Genomic DNA, 17,069 nt, shown 5'->3' with positions numbered 1-17,069 from the left:
CGTAAACTCCACTCACTCTTACTGATTACCAAAGGGTGACAAGTTTAACCTTCTCGCCCCATGATCGCCAGCCAAACGATCCACAAAATAATAAGCCCGATCTCAGTTATTCACATTGATCGCACCGTTAAACCCCTGATCTTACCTTGTATCAGACAATTTACCCACAATGCTTTTCACATAACTACAATTTCTCCACAGGGCTCGGTTTGATGATCCGGTTATCTGAAATAACCAAAGAGTATTTAATTTTGTGGAGTGACTCTCATTACCATGCAAACAACAAAGAAATAAGAATATTTAACTAATCAATTACAGGATTTATGGAATGAGAATCTGGATTAAACAACTTATAACCGCTTTTGCACTAATTACCTCATTATCTTCAACGGTATACGCTTCAACTGAGATCAAGGTCGGCATGTCGGGTCGCTACTTCCCTTTTACCTTTGTTAAGCAAGACAAGCTGCAAGGGTTTGAGGTTGACGTATGGAACGAGATTGGAAAGCGGAATGATTACAACGTTGAATTCGTGACGGCGAACTTCTCCGGCCTGTTTGGGCTTCTGGAAACAGGCCGCATCGATACCATTTCCAATCAAATCACCATTACCGATACGCGAAAGGCCAAGTACCTTTTTTCCAGCCCCTATGTCATTGACGGTGCGCAGATAACTGTCCGTAAGGGGAATGAAAGTATCAAGGGTCTGAGCGATCTTGACGGCAAAACCGTTGCGGTGAACCTTGGATCGAACTTCGAACAGCTTATCCGCAGCTATGACACCGCAGGGAAAATCAATATTAAAACCTACGACACAGGTATCGAACACGATGTGGCTCTCGGCCGTGCCGATGCTTTCATCATGGACAGGCTCTCTGCCATCGAGCTTATCCGCCAGTCAGGTCTCCCTCTGCAATTGGCGGGTGAACCTTTTGAGACCATTGAAAACGCCTGGCCGTTTATCAACAGCCCAGAGGGCCAAAAACTTCGTGATGAAGTAAACCGCGCTCTGGACAGCATGCGCAACGATGGAACCCTGGCTCAAATTTCCGTGAAATGGTTTAACACGGATATCACCAAGTAAGTAACCATTTACTAACAGCATCTGCAATGGCCCGGCTGCCGGGTCATTTTTTACCTACGGGAACCAGATATGGCCTTTGACCTTCAATACATGCTCTCCCTGATGCCGATTTTGCTGAAATATCTCGGTACCACGATGGAAATGGCGCTCTGGGGGCTCGGCTTCTCGCTTATTCTGGCAACCGCCATCGCCAATATCCGGGTTTTCCGTGTGCCTGTACTGGACAGCCTTTCCCAGCTCTACATCAGCTTTTTCCGGGGAACACCGCTTCTGGTCCAATTGTTCCTCCTTTATTACGGTTTGCCACAGGTATTTCCGGTTTTTGTCGGCATGGATGCGTTCAGCGCAGCAATCATTGGCCTGACCCTGCACTTTTCGGCCTACATGGCAGAAAGCATCCGCGCAGCAATTACCGGGATTGACCGAAGCCAAATGGAAGCGTCACTGGCTATCGGGATGACAACCCGACAGGCAATGACCCGAATTATTCTTCCTCAGGCAACGCGGGTTGCCCTGCCCTCGTTGATGAACTATTTCATCGACATGATCAAATCCACGTCCCTGGCATTTACGCTGGGCGTTGCTGAAATCATGGCCAAGGCCCAAATGGAAGCTTCATCCAGCTTTAAGTTTTTTGAGGCATTCCTGGCAGTAGCCCTGATTTACTGGGTAGTGGTTGTCATATTGACCCAGGTACAAACCCGGCTCGAAAACCGACTTAACAAGGCGTATGCACGATGATAAAGATTGAAAACCTGACAAAGTCTTTTGGTGACAGCCGGGTACTCGATGGCATAGATCTGGAAATCAGCAAAGGGGAAATCGTCTGCATTATCGGCCCAAGCGGTACCGGGAAATCCACCTTGCTTCGCAGCATCAATTTCCTGGAACCCGCTGACAAGGGAATAATTTCTGTCGGAAATGTCTCCGTAAACAGCGAAAGTGCAGCAAAACGGGACATTATCTCACTTCGCCGCCAGACGGGTTTTGTGTTTCAGAATTATGCCCTGTTTGCCCACCTGACAGCCCGGCAAAACATCGCTGAAGGCCTGGTAACCGTAAGAGGCTGGAAAAAGGAAAGCGCCTATCAAAAAGCAGACAGCATACTGGCAGAAATAGGGCTCTCCGACAAAGCTGACAGCTACCCGGCGGCACTATCCGGAGGCCAGCAACAGCGAGTAGGGATTGGCCGGGCCATGGCTATGGAGCCGGAACTTCTGCTGTTTGATGAACCGACGTCAGCACTGGATCCGGAATGGGTGGGTGAAGTACTTGGGCTGATGAAAACGCTGGCTTCAAAGCACCAAACCATGCTGGTGGTTACCCATGAAATGCAGTTTGCCAAGGAAGTAGCCGACCGGATACTCTTTATGGAAGGCGGCAAGATCGCAGAGCAAGGTACGCCGGATCAATTGTTTAATCATCCACAGGATCCTAGACTTCAGCGATTTCTGGGAAAAGTTGGGATCCGTTGAGGATCCTTGCGCTTTAACCGGGATGACGTATAATGCAGCGCCCGTAATCGTGGTTGGTGAAACATTGACTCTTTAGGGTCCAATGATTACAATTCCGCCTCTTTTTTGTAAGGAGGCGTCGGAAGTCACTTCCCACGCCGGGTTAAATCTACAAAACTCTGATCAGTAAAAGGTAGAAACCATGAAACGCACTTTTCAACCATCTGTTCTGAAGCGCAAGCGCACTCACGGTTTCCGTGCTCGCATGGCAACCAAGAACGGTCGCAAAGTACTGGCAGCTCGCCGTGCTAAAGGCCGTAAGCGTCTGTCAAAATAATTGCTGCGCTTTGTGAAAAAGCTAGCTTTTCCTCGGGAGTTGCGTTTGCTAACTCCCGAAGAATTCAAAACCGTCTTTAAGCAGCCTCAACGGGCTGGCTCGCCTTACTTTACCATCCTTGCCCAACCGAACACTCTCGACTTCCCACGTCTGGGGCTTGCTGTTCCTAAAAAGCAAATCAAACTTGCTGTTGGTCGCAACCGGTTTAAACGTCTGGTACGTGAAACATTCCGTCTGCGTCAGCACAAGCTACCTCACTGTGATTTCGTCGTGATTGCCAAGAAAGGCGCCAGCGAGCTCAGCAATGAAGAGCTGCACAAACAGCTGGAACGGTCATGGCAACGTCTGTCTCGCCGCTTGCGAAACTAGTCATTGCACTGGTTCGCTTTTACCAACTGGTAATCAGCCCTCTCATCGGACCTCGATGCCGTTTCAACCCCACGTGTTCTCAGTATGCGATAGAAGCGGTCAGAGCTCACGGTGTGGTGAAAGGAAGTTGGTTAGCGACCAAACGTCTATTAAAATGCCACCCTCTAAACGAAGGTGGCTACGACCCCGTTCCACCTAAACAATCCAGTAACAGAGACAATTAACGATGGATTCACAACGCAATATCCTGTTGATTGCCCTATTGTTCGTATCATTCCTGCTTTACCAGCAGTGGACGATCGAAACCAACCCTCAACCACAGGGTCAGGGCTCAGTGCAGACTGCACAATCGAGTGGTGATGTTCCTGCCCATGACGGTGCCAATGCGCAGCCAGTCACGGACGAAACCAAACAAGGCAATCTCATTACCATCGACTCCGATGTGCTGGCACTGAAGGTTGATACTCTGGGTGGCGATGTCATCAGTGCAAAACTGCTGAAATATGATGCGGAACTGGATTCAAAGCAGCCGTTTGTTCTGCTGCAAGACAAGCCTGGTCACGTTTATATTGCCCAAAGCGGCCTGATCGGTCCTAACGGTATCGACACCGCAGAAGGCCGTGCCCAGTTCAAGGTTGACGGCACCAGCTTCAAGATGGCCGAAGGCCAGGATGAACTGCGTGTACCAATGACCTATGTTAAAGACGGTATTACTTACACCAAGACCTTTATCCTCAAGCGCGGCAGCTACGCGGTCAATGTTGATTACTCTGTAGACAACAAGAGCGACAAGAGTGCGGCAGTACAGATGTACGCACAGCTGAAGCAGACCCTGATGGATGACGGTGGCAGCCTGACCATGCCAACTTACCGTGGCGGTGCTTACTCAAGTGACGACAAGCGTTACGAGAAGTACAGCTTCGATGACATGCAGGACAAAAACCTGAACCTGTCAGTGAAGGAAGGCTGGGTAGCCATGCTGCAGCACTACTTTGCGTCGGCCTGGGTACCTCGCACTGACGAAACGTCCAACCTGTACACCCGCGTTTCAAACGGCCAGGGTTACATTGGCGTTCGTATGCCTATGGTAACCATCCCTGCCGGACAGGATGCCAATATCGACGCCACCCTGTGGGTAGGTCCTAAACTGCAAAAACAAATGGCAGCCGTGGCACCTCACCTGGATCTGGTTGTCGACTACGGCTGGCTGTGGTTTATCGCCAAGCCTCTGCACTCGCTGCTCGACTTCATCCACAGCCTGGTAGGCAACTGGGGTGTCGCCATCATCGTACTGACCTTTGTGGTTCGTGGCGTGATGTACCCGCTGACCAAGGCACAGTACACCTCTATGGCCAAGATGCGCATGCTGCAGCCTAAACTGCAGGAAATGCGTGAGCGTATCGGCGACGACCGCCAGCGCATGAGCCAGGAGATGATGGAGCTGTACAAGAAAGAGAAAGTTAACCCACTGGGTGGCTGTCTCCCTCTGATTCTTCAAATGCCAATCTTCATCGCCCTGTACTGGGCACTGATGGAGTCGGTTGAACTGCGCCATGCTCCGTTCTTTGGCTGGATCCACGACCTGTCAGCACAGGACCCGTACTACATCCTGCCAATCCTGATGGGTGTGTCCATGTTCTTCATCCAGAAGATGAGCCCAAGCACCATCACTGACCCGATGCAGCAGAAGATCATGAACTTCATGCCAATCATGTTCACGTTCTTCTTCCTGTTCTTCCCTGCAGGTCTGGTTCTGTACTGGCTGGTGTCAAACATCGTGACCCTGATCCAGCAGACCCTGATTTACCGCTCGCTGGAGAAAAAAGGTCTTCATACCCGGGCCAAGTGATCCGGTTGAATGAATATCGAGGCGGCCAACTGGCCGCCTTTTTTCTATCCCGCCAATCTGGGTTACACTTAGCCCAAATTCCGGCCAGCTGTGCCGACCCAGGTTAGAGTTTCTATATGTTTGATAATGACACCATCGTTGCCCAGGCAACGCCTCCAGGCCGTGGCGGCGTAGGTATCGTCCGCGTATCCGGCCCCAAAGCCCGCGACGTAGCTATGGCAATTACCGGGCGTGAACTGCGCCCACGCCATGCGGAATACCTGCCATTCCGCCAGGAAGACGGCAGCGCCCTTGACCAGGGTATTGCCCTGTTCTTCCCTGGCCCAAACTCCTTTACCGGTGAAGATGTCCTTGAACTGCAGGGCCATGGTGGACCGGTAATTATGGATATGCTAATCCGCAGGATAACTGAACTGGGCTTTGTACGTACCGCCCGTCCGGGTGAGTTTTCTGAGCGGGCCTTCCTCAACGACAAGCTTGACCTGGCACAGGCCGAAGCAATTGCTGATCTCATTGACGCCAGCTCAGAACAGGCAGCCCGTTCCGCACTCCAGTCCTTGCAAGGGGCTTTTTCAACCCATATTAATGAGCTGGTGGAAGCCCTGATTCACCTGCGCATTTACGTGGAAGCAGCAATTGATTTTCCGGATGAAGAGATAGATTTTCTCTCCGACGGCAAAGTCGCCGGCGATCTCGACAATATCATTGAGAAACTGGCCTCGGTAAAACAGCAGGCCAACCAGGGCGCCATCATGCGTGAAGGCATGAAAGTAGTAATTGCCGGCCGGCCGAACGCAGGCAAATCAAGCCTCCTCAATGCCCTTTCCGGTAAGGACAGTGCAATTGTCACCGATATTGCCGGCACCACCCGTGATGTACTCCGGGAACACATCCACATTGATGGGATGCCGCTCCATATTATCGACACAGCCGGCCTGCGCGATGCCTCGGATGAAGTAGAGCGCATCGGCATTGAGCGGGCATGGGATGAAATTGTAAAGGCAGACCGGGTGCTTTTTGTTGCTGATGGTACTACCACTGATGCCACCACGCCCGAAGAGATCTGGCCTGAGTTCCTCGACCGCCTGCCGCAAAATATCGGGATCACCGTTATCCGCAACAAAGCCGACATTACCGGCGAAGAGCTGGGGATTTGTCACGTCAGCCAGCCTACACTGATTCGGCTTTCGGCTCGCACAGGAGAAGGGATGGATGCCCTTCGTGAGCACCTGAAGGCCTGTATGGGCTTCTCAGGCACCTCAGAAGGTGGGTTCATGGCGAGGCGGCGCCACCTTGAGGCACTGGACAATGCAGCACGTCACCTCGAAATTGGGCAGGAACAGTTGGCGACATTTGCAGCCGGTGAGATCCTCGCAGAAGAGCTACGTATCGCCCAGCAGTACCTCAGTGAGATCACCGGAGAATTCAGTTCAGACGATCTGCTCGGCCGGATCTTCTCCTCATTCTGTATCGGTAAATAGTACACAGCCGGGTCTCCTGACCCGGCTTTTTATTTTTCCATCCCCGCCAGTATCCAGAAATCCTCTTGACGCCAGTATTCGTAACCTCAAATACTTATGCAGATTCTGAAACTGCCCAAGAGGTTAAAATGTCCCACATCACCCTTATCACCGGTAGCACCCTCGGCGGTGCGGAGTATGTCGGCGATCAACTGGCTGAAATACTTGAAGCTGATGGCCACCAGACCAAAGTGATCAATGAAGCGGATATCAGCGACCTGAAAACATGCCATCTGGCACTGATTATCACTTCAACACACGGGGCCGGAGACTTTCCAGAAACCCTTGAAACCCTTATGGAACAGCTGGAAACCCAGAAGCCTGATTTATCGGGGCTCAAATACGGCATTATCGCCATCGGTGATTCCAGTTATGACACCTTTTGCGGTGCCGGGCGTAAAGCTGATTCACGACTTAAAGCGTTGGGCGCTATGCGTATAGGTGAACGTCTGGAGGTGGATGTCTGTGCCACCCCCATGCCCGAGGAACCAGCAGAAGCGTGGTTATCCCAGTGGAAAAATCTTATCTGTGAATAAATTTGTAACATGGAATATACAAAAATAATGCACTTTTAAAGATCTAATTTGTGGATAACTATAGATCTAACCAGTGATCATCCTATAGTTATCCATTTATCAAATTAACCTCCCTCCCCCTCCTGTTGATAAGTAGCCATTTTGATCCCAGCTCTTACAACGGCAGATCCAATGATCTTAACAACAAATGATCGTCCTCAAAGGCATGATCTTGTTGATCATTTAATGGTTATCCACAGAAATGGGCGATCTATATAAAAGATCTAACAGAAGATCTCTTTAAAGATCTTCTTTCTATATATAATTTGTTCGCCCAAGATCGAAACACAGATCACAGTTCTCTATTGGTTGGAAAATCGGTAGAATGATCGCCCTTTGCACAATCCCCGGATCAATCCCTTTAGTCTTTCTTGCTGAGGTCCAGACATGTTTTACCAGGATAGCTTTGACGTCATTGTTGTCGGTGGTGGTCACGCCGGTACAGAAGCGGCGTTGGCAGCAGCCCGTATGGGCCAGCAGACCCTTCTGCTGACTCACAATATCGACACGCTGGGGCAGATGTCTTGCAACCCGGCAATTGGTGGTATCGGAAAAGGACATCTGGTAAAGGAAGTGGATGCGCTGGGTGGCCTGATGGCCCGAGCCATTGATAAAGGCGGTATCCAGTTCCGTATCCTCAACTCTTCAAAAGGACCGGCTGTGCGCGCAACACGTGCCCAGGCTGACCGGGCCTTGTATAAAGCCGCTGTCCGCCATGAATTGGAAAACCAGCCTAATTTGATGCTGTTCCAACAGGCGGTAGACGATCTGATCGTAGAAAACGATCGCGTAACCGGAGTGGTTACTCAAATGGGCCTGAAATTCCGGGCCAAATCTGTTGTGCTGACTGTGGGGACTTTCCTCGGCGGGCGTATCCATATCGGACTGGAGAACTTTTCCGGTGGTCGAGCCGGTGATCCACCGTCCATTGCCCTGGCTAACCGCCTGCGTGAACTGCCATTCCGTGTTGAACGCCTGAAAACCGGTACACCACCGCGTATCGATGCCCGCACGGTCGATTTCAGTGTGATGCAGACACAACACGGCGATACCCCATGTCCGGTCTTTTCCTTCATGGGCAAGGTAGAAGAGCATCCACAGCAACTGCCGTGCTATGTCACCTACACCAATGAAAAAACCCACGACGTGATCCGTGCAAACCTGGATCGCAGCCCGATGTATGCCGGGATCATCGAAGGGATCGGCCCGCGTTATTGCCCGTCGATCGAAGACAAGGTGATGCGCTTTGCGGATAAGGACAAGCACCAGATCTTTGTTGAGCCGGAAGGCCTGACTACCCATGAACTCTATCCAAACGGCATATCTACCAGCCTGCCGTTTGATGTCCAGATGGCAATTATTCAGTCCATCAGCGGATTTGAAAATGCCCGTGTGGTACGTCCGGGTTATGCGATCGAATACGATTTCTTCGACCCGCGTGACCTCAAGACCACGTTGGAAACCAAGTTTATTGAAGGCCTGTTCTTTGCCGGCCAGATTAACGGAACTACGGGTTACGAAGAAGCGGCGGCCCAGGGCTTGCTGGCAGGCTGTAACGCAGCACTGAAAGCCCAGGAAAAAGAGGGCTGGAGCCCACGTCGTGAAGAAGCTTACACCGGTGTCTTGGTTGATGACCTGACCACTCTGGGTACCAAGGAACCGTACCGTATGTTCACCTCCCGTGCGGAATACCGCCTGTTGTTGCGTGAAGACAATGCTGACATCCGCCTGACTGCCAAAGGCCGTGAGCTTGGCCTGGTGGACGATGCGCGCTGGGAATCTTTCAACCGCAAGATGGAAAATATCGAGGTTACGCGCCAGAAATTGCGTGAGACCTGGGTGAACCCGAAATCAGAAGATGCCCCTGCCCTGAATGGGATGCTGAAATCTCCTCTGACCCGTGAGGCAAGCGGTGAAGATTTGCTTCGCCGCCCTGAAATGACCTTTGATTTGCTGGAAACCCTTGCGAGCTTTAATTCGGATCTCAATGATCCGGCTGCCCGTGAGCAGGTAGAGATCCAGGTGAAGTACGAAGGCTACATCCACCGCCAGATGGAAGAGATCGAGAAGTCGCGCCGCCACGAGAACACCCTGTTGCCGATTGACCTCGACTACAGCGTGGTGAAAGGACTTTCTAACGAAGTTGTTGCCAAACTGCGTGATGCGCGTCCGGAAACGATCGGCAAAGCGTCCCGTATCTCAGGAATTACACCGGCTGCGATCTCCATCCTGCTGGTACACCTGAAAAAACAAGGCATGTTGAAAAAAGGCGCCTGACACGTGAAAGCCTTACTGAACAATTTAATCGAACAGGCAGGGATGGACATCCCTGCCGGGCAGCAAGACCAGCTGATTGGTTACGTTGAGCTGCTCAACAAATGGAACAAAGCCTACAACCTCACATCGGTGCGCGATCCCAATGAAATGGTGGTTAAACACATCATGGACAGCATCGTCGTTGGCACTCACCTTGATGGTGAGCGCTATATCGATGTGGGCACTGGGCCAGGGTTGCCGGGGATTCCCCTGGCTATCACCAACCCGGACAAGGAATTTGTCCTGCTGGACAGCCTGGGCAAGCGAATTCGGTTTATCCGCCAGGTTACCCACGAACTGGGCATCAAAAATGTCACGGCGGTACAAAGCCGGGTTGAAGAGTACCAGCCAGAAACTGGATTTGACGGTGTTCTGAGCCGGGCGTTTGCCTCAATGAATGATATGGTGTCCTGGTGCCGCCACCTGCCTGCAAAAAACGGTCATTTTCTGGCTCTCAAGGGGCAGATGGATGCTTCTGAGGTAGACGATGTGCCACATTGGTGTTCTGTGACCGACATCAAACCTTTGCATGTACCTGGATTGGAAGGTGAGCGTCATCTAGTAATCTTGGCTGCTAAGGACTAAACATCTTCGAGGCTTGTCGTGGGCAAAATTATCGCTATTGCGAATCAAAAAGGCGGGGTCGGTAAAACGACTACCTGTGTCAATCTGGCCGCCTCACTGGCAGCAACCAAGCGCAAAGTGCTGGTGATTGATCTGGATCCTCAGGGAAACGCCACCATGGCCAGTGGTGTCGACAAATACGATGTCGATGCTACGGCTTACGATCTTCTGGTGGAGGATACTCCTTTTGAGGACGTGGTTATCCGTGAAACCAGCGGTGGTTACCACCTGATTGCTGCCAATGGCGATGTGACAGCGGCAGAAATCAAGTTGATGGAAGTTTTTGCCCGCGAAGTCCGCCTGCGCCGGGCTCTGGAAGGGGCCCGCGAGAAATATGATTTCATCTTTATCGATTGTCCTCCGGCACTAAATCTGCTTACAATCAATGCGTTAACCGCATCATCATCGGTTCTGGTACCGATGCAGTGTGAGTATTTTGCTCTGGAAGGCCTGACAGCACTGATGGATACCATCAGCAAGCTCGCGGCTGTGGTCAACGAGGAGCTGCATGTAGAAGGCCTTCTGCGCACCATGTATGACCCGCGCAACCGGCTGGCTACCGAAGTATCCGACCAGATTAAAACTCACTTTGGCGACAAGGTTTACCGGACCGTTATCCCTAGGAACGTGCGTTTGGCAGAAGCGCCCAGCCACGGTAAACCCGCCATGTATTACGACAAATATTCCAGTGGTGCCAAGGCTTACCTGGCCTTAGCCGGAGAAATGTTACGCCGGGAAGAGAACAGTGTTGTGACTGGCTCGGCTGTTAACGCTTAAGGGAAAGGAATGAACGCAACCAAACGCGGTCTTGGCAAAGGGCTTGATGCGCTCCTGTCTACCAGTGCACGTGCTTCGGAAAAACAGGCGTCAGCTGAATATGCCGAAGAGCTCTCTGTGCAGGGTAAGCTTGTTGATCTGGTTCTGGGTCAACTGAAGCCGGGCTCATACCAACCCCGCCAGGATATGGACACTGCTTCCCTGGAAGAGCTGGCTGAATCCATTCGTGCCCAAGGGGTTATTCAGCCTCTGGTCGTTCGTCAGGTTGGTTCTCATGAGTACGAAATTATTGCGGGTGAACGTCGTTGGCGAGCCTCAAAGCTGGCAGGTCTGACTAAAGTCCCCTGCATTGTCCGCGAATTTGACGACCGCACAGCCGGTGCTGTAGCCCTGATTGAGAATATCCAGCGTGAAGATCTCAATGCGATGGATACGGCAGAAGCACTGGACAGGTTAATCAATGATTTCCAGCTGACCCACCAGCAAGTTGCCGATGCACTCGGTAAATCCCGAACAACTATCAGTAACCTTTTGCGTTTGAATGGTTTGCATGCAGGCGTAAAAACACTTTTGTCCAACCGGCAAATTGAAATGGGCCATGCCCGTGCCCTTCTCTCTCTTGATGGCGAAGCCCAGTTGGATGCCGCACTGCAGATTGTTAACCGATCCCTTACGGTACGGCAAACTGAAACGTTAGTTAAAAAACTGTTAGAACCTGTTGAGAAATCAAAAAGTAACAATGAGCCGGAAATACTTCCCTGGCAGCAGAAACTTATTGATAAGCTGGGTACGCCTGTCCAGGTATCTCAACGAAAAAACGGCAGTGGCAAGCTGGTAATCGAGTTTGACCAGCAAGACAAACTGAAAGAAATTCTTGCATTACTTGGCGAGGAAGTGTGATCTGGCTCTGTGGATATTTGTTACATATTCCCACTTGCTGTGATCAAGTTACTTTATTGTAAAATTTGCTGCGTTATTTTGCGGTGATTTGATTGCATTCAACAAGGTGAAACGTATAATTTTCGCTGTTTTCCCAGCACGGCAGTGCACAGAGGAAAGGAATCGAGGAAAGAATACATGGTAGCGGCGCTGGCACGACCCGGACGTCTTTTGGCGAAACGGTTATTGCTTCTGCAATCCGGCGTCGTTTTAACAACGGCAATGTTGATGGCCATGGTTATCAACGCCGACTGGGGAATATCCGCTTTGATTGGTGGGGGCATTTTCGTGAGTGCCAACGCTGTCTTTGCATGGTGTGCATTCCGTTTTAGTGGCGCACGAGCAGCCCGAAAAGTGATGAACAGCTTTTACGGCGGCGAAGTGCTCAAAATCTCACTGACAGTCGTCCTATTCTCCGTTGTTTACCTGTATGGGGAGGTGGAACTTGTTCCCCTCAAACTGGCCTATCTGCTGGCTCTAGGAGTCAACATCCTCGCGCCAGTGTTATTCATCAACAACAACAAGTAGGATGAGTTATGGCTGCGCAAGGTGAAGCGCTTACACCCTCCAGTTACATTTCCCACCACCTGACTAACCTGTCAGCGGGTGAGGGTTTCTGGACGGTTCATATTGACAGCCTGTTTTTCTCTGTCCTTATTGGTGCCGGGTTTCTCTGGCTCTTCTATAAGGTAGCGAAAACGGCAACCTCCGGTGTCCCAGGAAAGCTTCAGTGTGCTGTTGAGATTATTGTTGAGTTCGTTAACGACAACGTTAAAGAAACTTTCCATGGTCGAAATCCGCTGATAGCGCCGCTCGCGCTAACCATTTTTGTTTGGGTATTCCTGATGAATGTTATGGACCTCGTGCCCATCGACTTTCTTCCGGAATTCGCCAAATTGTTTGGCGTTGAGTATCTGAAAGTTGTGCCTACCGCAGATGTGAACATTACTTTGTCGATGGCGCTTGGTGTCTTTGCCCTGATGATCTACTACGGCATCAAGGTTAAAGGTATTGGCGGCTTCGTGAAGGAACTCGCACTGCACCCCTTCAACCATCCAATCATGATCCCATTCAACCTGCTTCTGGAAGTGGTTTCGCTGCTGGCTAAACCAATCTCTCTGGGTATGCGTTTGTTTGGTAACATGTTTGCCGGTGAAGTGGTATTTATCCTTATCGCGGCGCTTCTGCCGTGGTGGGCGCAATGGTTGGGATCGGTGCCGTGGGCGATTTTCCATATTCTGGTAATCACTATTCAGGCGTTTGTCTTTATGATGCTGACAATCGTGTACCTGTCTCAGGCGCATGAAGATTCAGATCATTAATAAAATAGTTTTTTGTTTGTAAGCACATTGTTTGTTTTTTGGCTCTAAAGCCTCTAACGATAAATTGGAGATAGTAATGGAAACTTTACTTAGCTTTTCTGCAATTGCTGTGGGTGTGATCGTAGGTCTGGCTGCCCTGGGTACAGCAATTGGTTTCGCAATCCTCGGTGGTAAGTTCCTGGAAGGCGCAGCACGTCAACCAGAAATGGCACCTATGCTGCAGGTTAAAATGTTCATCATCGCCGGTCTGCTGGATGCAATCCCAATGATCGGTATCGTAATCGCGCTGCTGTTCACATTTGCAAACCCATTCGTGGGACAACTGGCCGGCTAATAAAACCGATCCTGTCGCTAACTAGATAAGGAGGAGCCGTTGTGAATCTCAACGCAACTCTATTCGGCCAGGCTATCGCGTTTGCCTTGTTTGTGTGGTTCTGCATGAAGTATGTATGGCCACCACTTCTGAGTGCTATTGAAGAGCGCCAGAAGAAAATCGCTGACGGTCTGTCTGCAGCCCAACGTGCTGCAAAAGATCTGGAATTGGCCCAGGCCAATGCTTCTGACCAGTTGAAAGAAGCTAAGCGCGCTGCAACTGAGATCATCGAGCAAGCCAATAAGCGCAAAGCGCAGATTATCGACGAAGCCCGCCAGGAAGCCCTCACTGAACGTGAGAACATCCTGACCCAAGGCCGTGCGGAAATCGATGCCGAGCGTAACCGTGCCCGTGACGACCTGCGTAAGCAAGTTGCGACACTGGCCGTTTCCGGTGCTGAGAAAATCCTCGAGCGTTCAATTGATGCGAACGCCCACAAGGACATTCTCGACAGTATCTCTGCAAAGCTTTAACGAGGAGGGGCAGCTATGTCTGAAATGACTACTATCGCTCGCCCCTACGCTAAAGCTGCGTTTGACTTTGCCGTTGAGAAAGGCGCTTTGGACCAGTGGTCTGAAATGCTGTCCTTTGCTGCTGAAGTTGCCCGCAATGATGTGATGGCTGATTTGTTGGGTGGCGCAATCGCTGCTGACACTATCTCCGACACTTTCATTGATGTGTGTGGCGAGCAGCTCAACGACCCGGGCAAGAATTTTATTCGTGTCCTGGCCGACAATGGGCGATTGAAAGCTCTGCCTGATGTGCTGTCCCTTTTCCTGGCACTCCGCCATGAACACGACAAGCAAGTAGATGTCGACGTTATTTCAGCTGTAGAGCTGAGCGAAGAGCAACTACAAACCATCAGCAGCAAGCTGGAAAAGCGTCTTGAACGCAAAGTTAAGCTTAGTACTAGCGTAGATGACGCCCTGGTAGCCGGGGTGATCATTCGAGCTGGGGACCTGGTCATCGATAACTCAGTACGCGGTAGGATTAACCGCCTGAGCGATGCATTGCAGTCTTGATTCGGGGAATTTGAGCATGCAACTTAATTCCACAGAAATAAGCGATCTGATCAAGCAGCGAATCGAAAAATTCGACGTTGCTAGTGAAGCGCGTAACGAAGGTACTATCGTCTCTGTGAGTGACGGTATCATTCGTATTCATGGCCTTGCAGATGTTATGCAAGGTGAAATGATTGAACTACCTGGCGGCCGCTACGCTCTGGCTCTGAACCTTGAGCGTGATTCTGTCGGTGCGGTAGTTATGGGTCCTTACGCGGACCTGAAAGAAGGTATGAAAGTCACCAGCACTGGCCGTATTCTGGAAGTTCCAGTTGGTCCTGAGCTGCTGGGCCGTGTGGTTAACACTCTGGGTGAGCCAATTGACGGTAAAGGCCCGATTGAGGCCAAAGCTTTCTCTCCAATCGAAGTAATTGCACCGGGTGTTATCGCACGTCAATCGGTAGACCAGCCTGTACAGACTGGCTATAAGGCCGTTGATGCGATGATTCCAATCGGCCGTGGTCAGCGTGAGCTGGTCATCGGTGACCGTCAGACAGGTAAAACTGCACTGGCAATCGATGCCATCATCAACCAGCGTGACACCGGTATCTATTCAATCTACGTAGCTATCGGCCAGAAGGCGTCTACTATCTCTAACGTAGTACGCAAGCTGGAAGAGCACGGTGCACTGGAAAACACCATCGTTGTTGTTGCCTCTGCTTCTGAAGCGGCTGCACTGCAATATCTGGCACCATATTCTGGTTGTGCCATGGGTGAATACTTCCGTGACCGCGGTGAAGACGCACTGATCGTATACGATGACCTGTCAAAGCAGGCTGTTGCTTACCGTCAGGTATCCCTGTTGCTGCGCCGTCCACCAGGCCGTGAGGCATTCCCTGGTGACGTATTCTACCTCCACTCCCGTCTGCTGGAGCGTGCTGCGCGCGTAAACGCAACGTATGTAGAGCAGTTCACCAACGGTGAAGTGAAAGGCAAGACCGGCTCTCTGACCGCCCTGCCAATCATCGAAACCCAGGCTGGTGACGTATCTGCATTCGTACCGACCAACGTGATTTCTATCACCGACGGCCAGATCTTCCTGCAAACCGAACTGTTCAACTCAGGCATCCGTCCTGCAGTTGACCCGGGTATTTCTGTATCCCGTGTTGGTGGTGCTGCGCAGACCAAGATTATCAAGAAGCTGTCTGGTGGTATCCGTACTGCACTGGCTCAGTACCGTGAACTGGCAGCATTTGCCCAGTTCTCTTCCGACCTTGACGATGCAACTAAGAAACAGCTGGATCACGGTCAGAAAGTTACGGAACTGATGAAGCAGAAGCAGTACGCGCCGATGTCTGTATTCGATCAGGCTCTGTCTATCTTTGCGGCTGAAAAAGGCCACCTGGCAGACATTGAGCTGAAAAAGATTGCTGACTTCGAAGCTGCGTTGCTCTCATATGCCAAGGCACAGTTTGCTGAGCTTGTTGACCACGTTAACAAGAGCGGTGACTACAACGATGAAATCGAAGGCCAGCTGAACAAACTGGTTGCTGATTTCAAAGCTACCCAGACTTGGTAATGCGTAGGTGGTCGCTGCATTAAGCGACCACTCAATCACGGAGAGTAACAATGGCCGGCGCAAAAGAAATTCGTCAGAAGATCGGAAGTGTTAAAAGCACACAGAAGATCACCAAAGCGATGGAAATGGTCGCCACGTCCAAGATGCGTAAAAGCCAGGACGCGATGCAGGCTACTCGTCCATACGCAGAAATAATGCGCAAAGTGATTGGTCATATCGCGCTCGGTAATCTTGAGTACCGCCATCCTTATCTGGAAGAGCGGGAAGCCAAGCGCGTTGGTTACATCATCATTTCATCTGACCGTGGTCTGTGTGGCGGCTTGAACATCAATGAGTTCAAGCTGGCAATGTCAGACATGAAGAAGTGGACAGATCAGGGGGTTGAACTTGAAAACGCCCTGGTTGGAGCGAAAGCAACCAGCTTCTTTGGAAAATACGGCGGTAAGGTAGCGGCACAGGTTTCCGGTCTGGGTGACACTCCGGCGCTGGAAGACCTCATCGGTACCGTAGGCGTCATGCTGAAGAAATATGATGAAGGCCAGCTGGATCGCCTGTATGTGGTGTACAACAGGTTTGTAAACACCATGACCCAGGAACCAGTGATCGATCAACTTCTGCCTTTGCCTAAGTCAGAAGACGAAGAGATGCAGCGGAATCATGCTTGGGATTATATTTATGAACCAGATCCTAAGCCTCTGCTGGACACCTTGTTGGTTCGCTATGTCGAATCTCAGGTATATCAGGGCGTGGTTGAAAACCTCGCGTGTGAGCAGGCTGCCCGTATGGTTGCGATGAAGTCAGCAACCGACAACGCAGGTAACCTGATTGATGACTTGCAACTGGTATACAACAAGGCTCGTCAGGCCGCGATCACGCAGGAACTGTCCGAAATTGTATCGGGTGCAGCTGCGGTTTAAGGCAAGGGTTAACGAATTAGCATAGAGGATTAA

General features: G+C 50.9%; 20 protein-coding genes. All 20 read left to right on the top strand.

All coding sequences use genetic code 11. The features are described from left to right. Nucleotides 1–328 precede the first annotated feature (328 nt). Nucleotides 329–1,084 (top strand): amino acid ABC transporter substrate-binding protein, encoded by a 756-nt coding sequence (locus tag NF212_RS17240; RefSeq protein ID WP_434357721.1) that lies wholly within the window; start codon nt 329–331, stop codon nt 1,082–1,084. Nucleotides 1,085–1,153: 69 nt separating this feature from the next. Continuing rightward, nucleotides 1,154–1,825: an amino acid ABC transporter permease gene (locus NF212_RS17235; protein ID WP_434357719.1), complete on the top strand. Its 672-nt coding sequence runs from the start codon at nt 1,154–1,156 to the stop codon at nt 1,823–1,825. Further along, on the top strand, nt 1,822–2,559 hold the full coding sequence (locus tag NF212_RS17230; protein WP_434357717.1) for an amino acid ABC transporter ATP-binding protein: 738 nt from the start codon (nt 1,822–1,824) through the stop codon (nt 2,557–2,559). The genes NF212_RS17235 and NF212_RS17230 overlap by 4 nt, the downstream gene beginning before the upstream one ends. A 181-nt stretch (nt 2,560–2,740) precedes the next feature. After that, a complete protein-coding gene (gene rpmH / locus NF212_RS17225; RefSeq protein ID WP_054674593.1) occupies nt 2,741–2,875 on the top strand; it encodes a 50S ribosomal protein L34 in 135 nt (44 codons plus the stop codon). Between the two features lie 12 nt (nt 2,876–2,887). Next, nucleotides 2,888–3,244: a ribonuclease P protein component gene (rnpA, locus tag NF212_RS17220; RefSeq protein ID WP_054674616.1), complete on the top strand. Its 357-nt coding sequence runs from the start codon at nt 2,888–2,890 to the stop codon at nt 3,242–3,244. Then, complete coding sequence (yidD, locus tag NF212_RS17215) at nt 3,211–3,468, top strand: membrane protein insertion efficiency factor YidD (protein WP_434357714.1); 258 nt, start codon at nt 3,211–3,213, stop codon at nt 3,466–3,468. The genes rnpA and yidD overlap by 34 nt, the downstream gene beginning before the upstream one ends. 2 nt (nt 3,469–3,470) lie before the next feature. Continuing rightward, nucleotides 3,471–5,093, top strand: a complete 1,623-nt coding sequence (gene yidC, locus NF212_RS17210) for a membrane protein insertase YidC (RefSeq protein WP_434357712.1) — start codon at nt 3,471–3,473, stop codon at nt 5,091–5,093. Nucleotides 5,094–5,209: 116 nt separating this feature from the next. Continuing rightward, nucleotides 5,210–6,574 (top strand): tRNA uridine-5-carboxymethylaminomethyl(34) synthesis GTPase MnmE, encoded by a 1,365-nt coding sequence (gene mnmE / locus NF212_RS17205; protein WP_434357710.1) that lies wholly within the window; start codon nt 5,210–5,212, stop codon nt 6,572–6,574. A gap of 128 nt (nt 6,575–6,702) precedes the next feature. Further along, nucleotides 6,703–7,149 (top strand): FMN-binding protein MioC, encoded by a 447-nt coding sequence (gene mioC / locus NF212_RS17200; RefSeq protein ID WP_434357708.1) that lies wholly within the window; start codon nt 6,703–6,705, stop codon nt 7,147–7,149. Nucleotides 7,150–7,575: 426 nt separating this feature from the next. Next, nucleotides 7,576–9,465 carry a tRNA uridine-5-carboxymethylaminomethyl(34) synthesis enzyme MnmG gene (gene mnmG, locus NF212_RS17195; RefSeq protein WP_434357706.1) on the top strand — a complete coding sequence of 630 codons (1,890 nt, stop codon included), beginning with the start codon at nt 7,576–7,578 and terminating at the stop codon, nt 9,463–9,465. 42 nt (nt 9,466–9,507) lie between these two features. Beyond that, nucleotides 9,508–10,089, top strand: coding sequence for a 16S rRNA (guanine(527)-N(7))-methyltransferase RsmG (rsmG, locus tag NF212_RS17190; protein ID WP_434360910.1), 582 nt, complete (start codon nt 9,508–9,510; stop codon nt 10,087–10,089). 18 nt (nt 10,090–10,107) lie between these two features. Beyond that, complete coding sequence (locus tag NF212_RS17185; protein ID WP_434357704.1) at nt 10,108–10,905, top strand: ParA family protein; 798 nt, start codon at nt 10,108–10,110, stop codon at nt 10,903–10,905. 9 nt (nt 10,906–10,914) lie between these two features. Next, entirely contained in the window at nt 10,915–11,805 is an 891-nt protein-coding gene (locus NF212_RS17180; RefSeq protein ID WP_434357702.1) for a ParB/RepB/Spo0J family partition protein, read from the top strand. Between the two features lie 177 nt (nt 11,806–11,982). Then, entirely contained in the window at nt 11,983–12,372 is a 390-nt protein-coding gene (locus NF212_RS17175) for a F0F1 ATP synthase subunit I (protein ID WP_434357700.1), read from the top strand. Nucleotides 12,373–12,380: 8 nt separating this feature from the next. Further along, on the top strand, nt 12,381–13,166 hold the full coding sequence (gene atpB, locus NF212_RS17170; protein ID WP_434357698.1) for a F0F1 ATP synthase subunit A: 786 nt from the start codon (nt 12,381–12,383) through the stop codon (nt 13,164–13,166). Between the two features lie 76 nt (nt 13,167–13,242). Then, nucleotides 13,243–13,500 (top strand): F0F1 ATP synthase subunit C, encoded by a 258-nt coding sequence (atpE, locus tag NF212_RS17165; RefSeq protein WP_054674579.1) that lies wholly within the window; start codon nt 13,243–13,245, stop codon nt 13,498–13,500. Nucleotides 13,501–13,541: 41 nt separating this feature from the next. Beyond that, nucleotides 13,542–14,012, top strand: coding sequence for a F0F1 ATP synthase subunit B (gene atpF, locus NF212_RS17160; protein WP_054674577.1), 471 nt, complete (start codon nt 13,542–13,544; stop codon nt 14,010–14,012). A 15-nt stretch (nt 14,013–14,027) separates the two neighbouring features. Next, nucleotides 14,028–14,561 (top strand): F0F1 ATP synthase subunit delta, encoded by a 534-nt coding sequence (gene atpH, locus NF212_RS17155; RefSeq protein WP_054674575.1) that lies wholly within the window; start codon nt 14,028–14,030, stop codon nt 14,559–14,561. Nucleotides 14,562–14,577: 16 nt separating this feature from the next. Further along, nucleotides 14,578–16,119 carry a F0F1 ATP synthase subunit alpha gene (atpA, locus tag NF212_RS17150; RefSeq protein WP_054674573.1) on the top strand — a complete coding sequence of 514 codons (1,542 nt, stop codon included), beginning with the start codon at nt 14,578–14,580 and terminating at the stop codon, nt 16,117–16,119. A gap of 50 nt (nt 16,120–16,169) precedes the next feature. Next, nucleotides 16,170–17,036: a F0F1 ATP synthase subunit gamma gene (gene atpG / locus NF212_RS17145; RefSeq protein WP_434357695.1), complete on the top strand. Its 867-nt coding sequence runs from the start codon at nt 16,170–16,172 to the stop codon at nt 17,034–17,036. Nucleotides 17,037–17,069: the final 33 nt, after the last annotated feature.

The organism is Parasalinivibrio latis (assembly GCF_036825535.1).
GTDB lineage: Bacteria > Pseudomonadota > Gammaproteobacteria > Enterobacterales > Vibrionaceae > Parasalinivibrio > Parasalinivibrio latis.
Note: the sequence above shows the minus strand (reverse complement) of the source record. Positions and strands in the feature narration are given on the sequence as shown.

What these genes read in the sequence shown, in the direction of transcription:
- NF212_RS17240 (WP_434357721.1), top strand. Translation starts at nt 329, where the DNA reads ATGAGAATCTGGATTAAACAACTTATAACCGCTTTTGCACTAATTACC.
- NF212_RS17235 (WP_434357719.1), top strand. Translation starts at nt 1,154, where the DNA reads ATGGCCTTTGACCTTCAATACATGCTCTCCCTGATGCCGATTTTGCTG.
- NF212_RS17230 (WP_434357717.1), top strand. Translation starts at nt 1,822, where the DNA reads ATGATAAAGATTGAAAACCTGACAAAGTCTTTTGGTGACAGCCGGGTA.
- rpmH (WP_054674593.1), top strand. Translation starts at nt 2,741, where the DNA reads ATGAAACGCACTTTTCAACCATCTGTTCTGAAGCGCAAGCGCACTCAC.
- yidD (WP_434357714.1), top strand. Translation starts at nt 3,211, where the DNA reads ATGGCAACGTCTGTCTCGCCGCTTGCGAAACTAGTCATTGCACTGGTT.
- yidC (WP_434357712.1), top strand. Translation starts at nt 3,471, where the DNA reads ATGGATTCACAACGCAATATCCTGTTGATTGCCCTATTGTTCGTATCA.
- mnmE (WP_434357710.1), top strand. Translation starts at nt 5,210, where the DNA reads ATGTTTGATAATGACACCATCGTTGCCCAGGCAACGCCTCCAGGCCGT.
- mioC (WP_434357708.1), top strand. Translation starts at nt 6,703, where the DNA reads ATGTCCCACATCACCCTTATCACCGGTAGCACCCTCGGCGGTGCGGAG.
- mnmG (WP_434357706.1), top strand. Translation starts at nt 7,576, where the DNA reads ATGTTTTACCAGGATAGCTTTGACGTCATTGTTGTCGGTGGTGGTCAC.
- rsmG (WP_434360910.1), top strand. Translation starts at nt 9,508, where the DNA reads ATGGACATCCCTGCCGGGCAGCAAGACCAGCTGATTGGTTACGTTGAG.
- NF212_RS17180 (WP_434357702.1), top strand. Translation starts at nt 10,915, where the DNA reads ATGAACGCAACCAAACGCGGTCTTGGCAAAGGGCTTGATGCGCTCCTG.
- NF212_RS17175 (WP_434357700.1), top strand. Translation starts at nt 11,983, where the DNA reads ATGGTAGCGGCGCTGGCACGACCCGGACGTCTTTTGGCGAAACGGTTA.
- atpB (WP_434357698.1), top strand. Translation starts at nt 12,381, where the DNA reads ATGGCTGCGCAAGGTGAAGCGCTTACACCCTCCAGTTACATTTCCCAC.
- atpE (WP_054674579.1), top strand. Translation starts at nt 13,243, where the DNA reads ATGGAAACTTTACTTAGCTTTTCTGCAATTGCTGTGGGTGTGATCGTA.
- atpH (WP_054674575.1), top strand. Translation starts at nt 14,028, where the DNA reads ATGTCTGAAATGACTACTATCGCTCGCCCCTACGCTAAAGCTGCGTTT.
- atpA (WP_054674573.1), top strand. Translation starts at nt 14,578, where the DNA reads ATGCAACTTAATTCCACAGAAATAAGCGATCTGATCAAGCAGCGAATC.
- atpG (WP_434357695.1), top strand. Translation starts at nt 16,170, where the DNA reads ATGGCCGGCGCAAAAGAAATTCGTCAGAAGATCGGAAGTGTTAAAAGC.